The 6757-nt window shown below is 63.1% G+C and carries 7 protein-coding genes, 1 tRNA gene and 2 pseudogenes; 6 read left to right on the top strand and 4 right to left on the bottom strand.

Annotation, left to right across the window (positions count from 1 at the left end; genetic code table 11):
* From EOA36_RS22555 to cobT, 3 genes and pseudogenes are all read left to right on the top strand, one after another.
* Nucleotides 1-217, top strand: a pseudogene (locus tag EOA36_RS22555) (cobyrinic acid a,c-diamide synthase); the annotation flags it as partial.
* 3 nt (nucleotides 218-220) lie between these two features.
* Complete coding sequence (gene cobS, locus EOA36_RS22560; RefSeq protein WP_127279490.1) at nucleotides 221-997, top strand: adenosylcobinamide-GDP ribazoletransferase; 777 nt, start codon at nucleotides 221-223, stop codon at nucleotides 995-997.
* Between the two features lie 37 nt (nucleotides 998-1034).
* Nucleotides 1035-2045, top strand: coding sequence for a nicotinate-nucleotide--dimethylbenzimidazole phosphoribosyltransferase (gene cobT, locus EOA36_RS22565; RefSeq protein WP_127279491.1), 1011 nt, complete (start codon nucleotides 1035-1037; stop codon nucleotides 2043-2045).
* Between the two features lie 68 nt (nucleotides 2046-2113).
* Here the strand turns inward: cobT and EOA36_RS22570 are convergent, their stop codons facing one another.
* A complete protein-coding gene (locus tag EOA36_RS22570) occupies nucleotides 2114-2401 on the bottom strand; it encodes a hypothetical protein (protein ID WP_127279492.1) in 288 nt (95 codons plus the stop codon).
* Between the two features lie 38 nt (nucleotides 2402-2439).
* Nucleotides 2440-2760, bottom strand: a pseudogene (locus EOA36_RS22575) (IS1 family transposase); the annotation flags it as partial.
* Nucleotides 2761-3228: 468 nt separating this feature from the next.
* Here EOA36_RS22575 and EOA36_RS22585 point away from each other — a divergent pair.
* Nucleotides 3229-3537, top strand: a complete 309-nt coding sequence (locus EOA36_RS22585; protein ID WP_127279493.1) for a hypothetical protein — start codon at nucleotides 3229-3231, stop codon at nucleotides 3535-3537.
* 257 nt (nucleotides 3538-3794) lie between these two features.
* On the opposite strand, the gene EOA36_RS22590 is transcribed toward EOA36_RS22585, so the two are convergent.
* Both EOA36_RS22590 and EOA36_RS22595 read right to left on the bottom strand, forming a co-directional pair.
* Nucleotides 3795-3870 (bottom strand) — tRNA-Lys (locus EOA36_RS22590).
* A gap of 106 nt (nucleotides 3871-3976) precedes the next feature.
* Entirely contained in the window at nucleotides 3977-4885 is a 909-nt protein-coding gene (locus EOA36_RS22595) for a PhzF family phenazine biosynthesis protein (protein WP_127279494.1), read from the bottom strand.
* Between the two features lie 101 nt (nucleotides 4886-4986).
* Here EOA36_RS22595 and EOA36_RS22600 point away from each other — a divergent pair, with 101 nt between their 5' ends.
* Complete coding sequence (locus EOA36_RS22600) at nucleotides 4987-6279, top strand: efflux RND transporter periplasmic adaptor subunit (protein WP_127279495.1); 1293 nt, start codon at nucleotides 4987-4989, stop codon at nucleotides 6277-6279.
* A gap of 4 nt (nucleotides 6280-6283) precedes the next feature.
* On the top strand, nucleotides 6284-6757 hold a 474-nt coding region (locus EOA36_RS22605; protein ID WP_127279496.1), incomplete at its 3' end, for an ATP-binding cassette domain-containing protein.

A 6757-nucleotide genomic window follows, 5' to 3' on the forward strand; every position in this document is an offset into this window, starting at 1 on the left:
CGGCTACCGCGAGGCGCGGCTGCGCGCCGACTGTCCGCTGGGGCCGCAAGGTGCGCTGATCCGAGGTCACGAATTCCACTATGCGCAGATGACGGCCACCGGCAATGACGAGCCGCTGGCCGACCTCGCCGACGGCCAGGGCAATCCGCTCGGCGCTTCCGGCTACCGGCGCGGCCATGTCAGCGGCACCTTCTTTCATGCGATTGCGAAGAGCTAGGCCATGAAGCTCCCAAGAATCACCCTGTCGCCTCGGCAAGTCCTCGATGACATCGCGCTCTGCCTGGTCTTCTTCACGCGCCTGCCGCTGCCCGTGCTCGATTTTCGTGGCCGCAGCCTCGCCGCCGCGATCTGGGCCGCTCCGATCGCCGGCCTTGCCGTCGGCTTGATCGGCGCGATCGTCTTTGCCACTGCGGAACGCTTTGGCCTTGCCATTGGGCCATCAGCCGCCCTGGCCCTTGTTGCAACCGTGCTCACCACCGGCTGCCTGCACGAGGATGGCCTCTCCGACGTCGCCGATGGCTTCGGTGGCGGCAAGTCGCGTGGACGCAAGCTCGAGATCATGCGCGACAGCCGCATCGGCGCCTATGGTGCGATGGCGCTGGCGCTGTCGCTGCTGACCCGCTGGAGCACGCTGTCGGAACTCCCCGATCCCACGCAAGCCCTCTTCGCTCTGGTGGCCGCGCATGCGGCCTCGCGTGGCGTGCTCGGCGCCTTCATGCACCTCTTGCCGCCGGCACGATCCGACGGCCTGTCGGCCGACGCCGGCACGGTATCGCTCGGCACCGCCATAGCCGGCGGCGTGCTCGGCGCGATCCCTTTGCTGTTGCTTGGCCCCGGCGGCGCCATCGCCGCGCTCGTCCTGCTTGGCCTGCTGTTTGCCGCTTTCCACGCTCTTTGCCTCAACCAGATCGATGGCCAGACCGGCGATACGATCGGCGCCTTGCAGCAGGTGAGCGAAATCGCGGTGCTTCTCGTCGCTTCCGTCGCCCTTTCCTGATCCCTTGACCTGATTCCCTTCTGGAGACCTTGCCCCCATGCCCTTCAAATCCCTCGATGAACTGCGCGCTGCCTGCCTTAATCTGCCCGCCGGCAGCGAGACGGCGGCCGATGCCGTTGCCCGCCGTCAGGACACGCTGACCAAGCCGCAAGGCAGCCTCGGCCGGCTGGAAACCATCGCCGCCTGGCTGGCGCGCTGGCAGGGCCGCGATATGCCCAAGCTCGACCGCGTGAAAGTCTTCGTCTTCGCCGGCAACCACGGCGTCACCGCGCAGGGCGTGTCGGCCTACCCTTCCGAAGTCACCGTTCAAATGGTGGCGAATTTCGCCGGCGGCGGTGCCGCCATCAACCAGTTGGCCCGCATCGCCGGCGCCGAACTCGACGTCATCCCGCTCGACCTCGACCAGCCCACTGGCGACTTCACGCAGACATCGGCGATGGATGAGAAAGCCTTTCTCGCCGCGGTTTCCGCCGGTTATGACGCGGTCACCAAGGACATCGATCTCGTCTGCTTTGGCGAAATGGGCATCGGCAACACCACGCCGGCCGCCGCCATCTCGGCTGCCCTGTTCGGCGGCGGCGCGGAAAAATGGACTGGACGCGGCACCGGCGTCGACGATGCCGGCCTGAAGCGCAAGGTGGTCGCCATCGAAGCCGGCCTGAAGCGCCACGCCGCCGCCCTTGCCGATCCGCTGGGGATCGCGGCCAGCCTTGGCGGACGCGAACTCGCCGCGATCTTTGGCGCGACGCTGGCCGCACGGCATCTGGGCATACCCGTACTGCTCGACGGCTTCGTCTGCACCGCTGCCGCGGCACCCCTGGCGAAGCTGCACCCGACCGGCCTCGCTCACACCATCGCCGCCCACGTCTCGGCCGAATCGGGCCATCGCGGCCTGCTCGAAGCGCTCGCCCTGCCGCCGCTGCTTGATCTCGGCATGCGGCTCGGCGAAGGCTCAGGCGCGTGCCTGGCCGTCAACATCGTGCGCTCGGCGCTGGAATGCCATGCGAGAATGGCGAGCTTTGCCGAGGCTGGCGTGTCGGAGAAGTAATGCGCGGATCGCCTTGAGGTACAAACCCTCATAAATTTTGGTAGTGGGTCAGTTTGAAATTGCGAGCATCATTCCTCGATCTCATAGGAACCTATAGGGCCCAGCATGGCAGCGACATGGGCGATCACATCGGATAGGATGTCGTGGCGCGCGTGATAATATGGATCAGCGACCTTCGCGAGGCGATCCTTGGGTATTTCCTGCGAATGGGCGTGAAAGAACGCTAGGTGTTTCGCGGTGTCCAAAATCTCCCGCCTGGTTCTGGACATTTGCTCGTCATTATCCCGAAACGGATGCTTCATGACGAAATGCATACGTTCAACGGCATCTGGGTATTTGGTCAGATGCAGATGCATAAACTCTTCGATTTGACTGTCGCTGAACGTTCGCTGTCTCAATTAAGTTTCTTTCGATAAGCCCCGCGAGCCATTGGCTTCTCGGCTTCTTTCGCTTCAATCAACGCGACAATATCACCGATCTCCCAAAGCTTGTCAGTCACGCCAGCGGCCATCGCCGGGGTGACGCGCAGCGTCTTATGGATGCGGACGAAATTGTAATACATGAAGTGCAGAGCGACCGCATTAGCGTGAGCTTCAACCTTTTTGGAAAAGCCATTGGTCAGGCGGGTTAAGCGGCGCATGTGCATCCGCATGGTGAGGTTCTGACGCTCGGCAAATGACGTGCTGACGTGCTTAGGATCGGGATTGCCTTCGACCGTCTCTTTGCGTCCGCCAGGCGAGCGGCTTCTTATCTTCAGCCTCGCCGGTGGCGAGCGAGACAATCGACTTCGCCAACTGGTTAGGATCGCGCGGGCGCTTTGGGTGCTTCTCTGTCATGGCTTGAAGATGGCATGCGCTTCAGCCTATTTTCCAGACAGAGCGTAGGCGAAAGCGCCTATTGTGATCGGGGCGGAATTTCAAACTGACCCACTACCTAAATTTTCGAAGACCCCGAAACAGGGGGGCGCGATGTCCTTGCTCGAACCGACTGAAATTTCGACAGCAAGAGAAGGCACGGGCGCGCTCGGCCCTTCTGCAGGCTCCAAGGACGCATATTAGCAAGAAAGAATATATTAACGGCTGTGATGCAGCCTTCCATAAGGGGATGGGAAACGCCTCCTCATCGGACGTTCCAAACGCGCGCCCTCAAGCGCCGGGACGCTCGACCAATGCGGAGCAAACGCATGAGTGTCGGAGCAGCTCTCGAACTATTGCTACGGTTGATTCATAGCCGAGCCATGAAGTTGGCGGCGTTGCCGGAGGATGAAAGGGATGTACACTACGATCTCATCCGCCGCGCATGCTGCGAAGCAGCCGAGCACATCGGGCAAAACCCCGACAAGGCAGCCATCACGGCAAACGATATGGTTGAGTTTGTTCACGCGCTGGTGGGAATCATCGAAGTGGGCCGTGGACCAGATCAAGGGGCAAGCACCGACCGACCGCCAGCGCGACATTTTGGTAGCCGGAAGCATGACGTGACGCGCATCTAGAGCATGATGCCGAACAAGTGTGACGCGGTTTTCGGACGACATCATGCTCCATCTCTTTGATTTAGAGGCGGATGGGTTTCGCAAGCTTTGAATTTCCGGAGAGGCCGACGGGGCTTTTTGGTCGGATTGAGCGGGAAAGAAACCAGGACGCAACTTCGATGCTGCCCAAAATATTCAGACATAGCGCGGATACCGACTTCCGCCTGCATCCGTCAGGGTCCCTCACCTCGTCCAACAAATTGATTTTGTTAGATTTTTGGTGGGTGCGCACAGGATTGAACTGTGGACCCGCTGATTAAGAGTCAGCTGCTCTACCAACTGAGCTACGCACCCACTCGGCCGGTAAAAACCGGCGTTGGCGGCCATATAGCCGCCGATACTGGTCCTGTCCAGCCCTGCCGGAATCATTTCCCGACAAATCGACAAAGCCCGGAGGCGATCAGAGGAAAAGCTTGCCTTCCGCGACTTTGATCGCATTGCCGCCAATGCGCGCGGAGGCCAGTTTTCCGCCCTGCACGGTCAATTCGAGGCGGATGCGCGATGGCCGCCCCATCTCCAGTCCCTGTTCGATCCACAATTGCGAAACCCCGTCGGTCGGAGCGTCGAAATGCATGATGGCGCCGGCGAAGGCCGCCGCCGCCGAACCCGTCGCCGGGTCTTCATAGGACGGCGTGCCCGGCACGATCATGCGCACGTGGAAAGCGCTTTCGTGGTTTACCGTCTCGCGGCAATAGACATAGGGGCTGGCAAAGGCCCATTCGCTCTTGCGCGGCGCCAGTTCCGACCACGCCTGATTGTCCAGCCGGATCCGGCCCGCCGCCTCGATATTGGCGACCGGAATGGTCACGTAGGGCACGCCCGCCGACCAGAAGGCGACGCGGTGATTCTCGAAGCCGACTTCATGCGGTGCCAAGCCAAGCGCCGCGCCGATCGCCACCGGATCGGCTTCGAGCTTCAGCGGCTCCGGCAGCTTGGCCAGGTCGAATTCGGCGAAGGTGGCGCCATCGTGCTGGCTCACGGCGCAACGCACCGGTCCGATATTTTCCTCCAGCACGAAGATGCCGGCACCGCCCTCACCGGCCAATTCCGCCAGCGCAATGGCCGAGCCCACCGTCGGGTGGCCCGCGAACGGCATTTCATAGTCGGGCGTGAAGATGCGGATGCGGTTTCGGTGCTTGGGATTGTCCGGCGGCAGCACGAAAACCGATTCGGACAGGTTGAACTCGCGCGCGATGGCTTGCATCGCGGCGGTGTCCAGACCTTTGCAATCCAACACCACCGCCAGCGGGTTGCCGGCCAGTCGCTCGGTCGTGAACACATCGTAAAGCAAGTAATTCCGGGTTTGCATTCCTGCCTCAATCCCAACATGGGCGAAATTTAATTTGATATTTGAACCGGTAAGCCTGATCTGTGCACAGATAGGGACGTTGCGCATCATAGGGGTCCGAGGTGGACCAGATTGTCAATCTGCCAAAGACGGAATCGGATTCCGCCATCGAGACGGCGCTGGGGCTCGACCACGCCGGCCGGCGCAGGACGCGCCGCCGCGGTTGGCTCTACGCGCTGCTGATCCTGATCGCCCTCGTCGCGGCTTTTGCCGGCTATCAATGGTATGCCGGCACGCCGACCAGGATCGACTATACGACAGTGCCGGCCGCCAAGGCCGACCTCACCGTCCAGGTGTCGGCGACGGGCACGCTGCAGCCGCTCACCCAAGTCGACATTTCCAGCGAATTGTCCGGCATCATCCGCTCGGTCTCCGCCGAGGAGAACCAGCAGGTCAAGAAGGGCGACGTGCTGGCGACGCTTGATACGGTGAAACTCGAGGTCCAGATCGAACGCGCTGAGGCATCCGCCAAGGGCGCCGCAGCCAATGTCGAAGACGCCACGGTGACGCTGGCCGAGACCGAAAGCGCGTTGGTACGCGCAGCGGCCTTGACAAAACGCGGCATGGCGACCGACCAGTCGCTCGAAGCGGCAACCGCGACCCGCGACCGCGCCAAGGCGGCGCTCGACAGTGCGCAAGCCAATCTCGCCATCGCCCAGGCCGACCTCAAGGCGCAGCAGACCGACCTTGCCAAGAGCACCATCTACGCGCCGATCGACGGCATCGTATTGACCCGTTCGGTCGACCCCGGCCAGACGGTCGCTTCCTCGCTGCAGGCGCCGGTGCTGTTCGTCATCGCCGCCGATCTCAGAAACATGGAGTTGGTGGCCGCGGTCGACGAAGCCGACATCGGCGCGGTCAAGTCGGGCCAGCATGCCCGCTTCACCGTCGACGCCTTCCCCGACCGGCCGTTCGATGCCGAAATTCGCGACATCTCCTATGCCTCGGTCACGACGGATGGCGTCGTCACCTACAATGCACGGCTCGAGGTCGACAACGGCGAACTTCTGTTGCGGCCCGGCATGACCGCCACAGTTTCGGTGGTCACGCGGCAGGCCAAGGACGTGCTCACCGTGCCTTCTTCCGCCTTCCGCTACCGCCCGGCGCAGCAAGCGGCACGCGGCTGGAGCTTGAGCGACCTGTTCACCGGCCGCATGGGCCGCCCCGGCGGCAACCGCCAGCGCCAGGCCGCGAAGGCACCGACCGATGGTTCCCGCACGCTCTATGTGCTGGATAACGGGCGGCCGCATCCGGTCAACGTCAAGATCGGCTCCACCGACGGCGAGCTGACCGAGATCACCTCCGGCCTGGAGGAAGGCGCGCAGGTGATCACCGCCTCGCAGTCGCGGAGCTGAGGCCATGGCCGCCGGTGCCGCCCTCATCACCTTCGACAAGGTCTGGAAGAGCTACGGCCAGGGCGAAGCCAAGGTGCATGCGCTGGCCGGCGTCGACCTTGCCATCAAGCGCGGCGAATTCGTCGCCATCATGGGTCCGTCCGGCTCCGGCAAGTCGACGGCGATGAATATCATCGGTTGCCTCGACACGCCGACGGCCGGAACCTATTCCTTCATGGGCGTCGATGCCGGCCGGCTCGACCGCAACCGCCGCGCCATGCTGCGCAACCTCTATGTCGGCTTTGTCTTCCAGGGCTACAATCTCCTGGCCCGCACCACGGCGGCGGAGAATGTCGAACTGCCGCTGATCTATCGCGGCGTCGCTGCCCGCGAGCGCCGCGACCTCGCCATGCAGGCGCTGGCCGAGGTCGGCCTCGTCGGCCGCGAGCACCACACGCCGGCCGAACTTTCCGGCGGCCAGCAGCAGCGCGTGGCGATC

This window comes from Mesorhizobium sp. M8A.F.Ca.ET.021.01.1.1 (genome assembly GCF_003998025.1).
Taxonomy (GTDB): Bacteria; Pseudomonadota; Alphaproteobacteria; order Rhizobiales; family Rhizobiaceae; genus Mesorhizobium.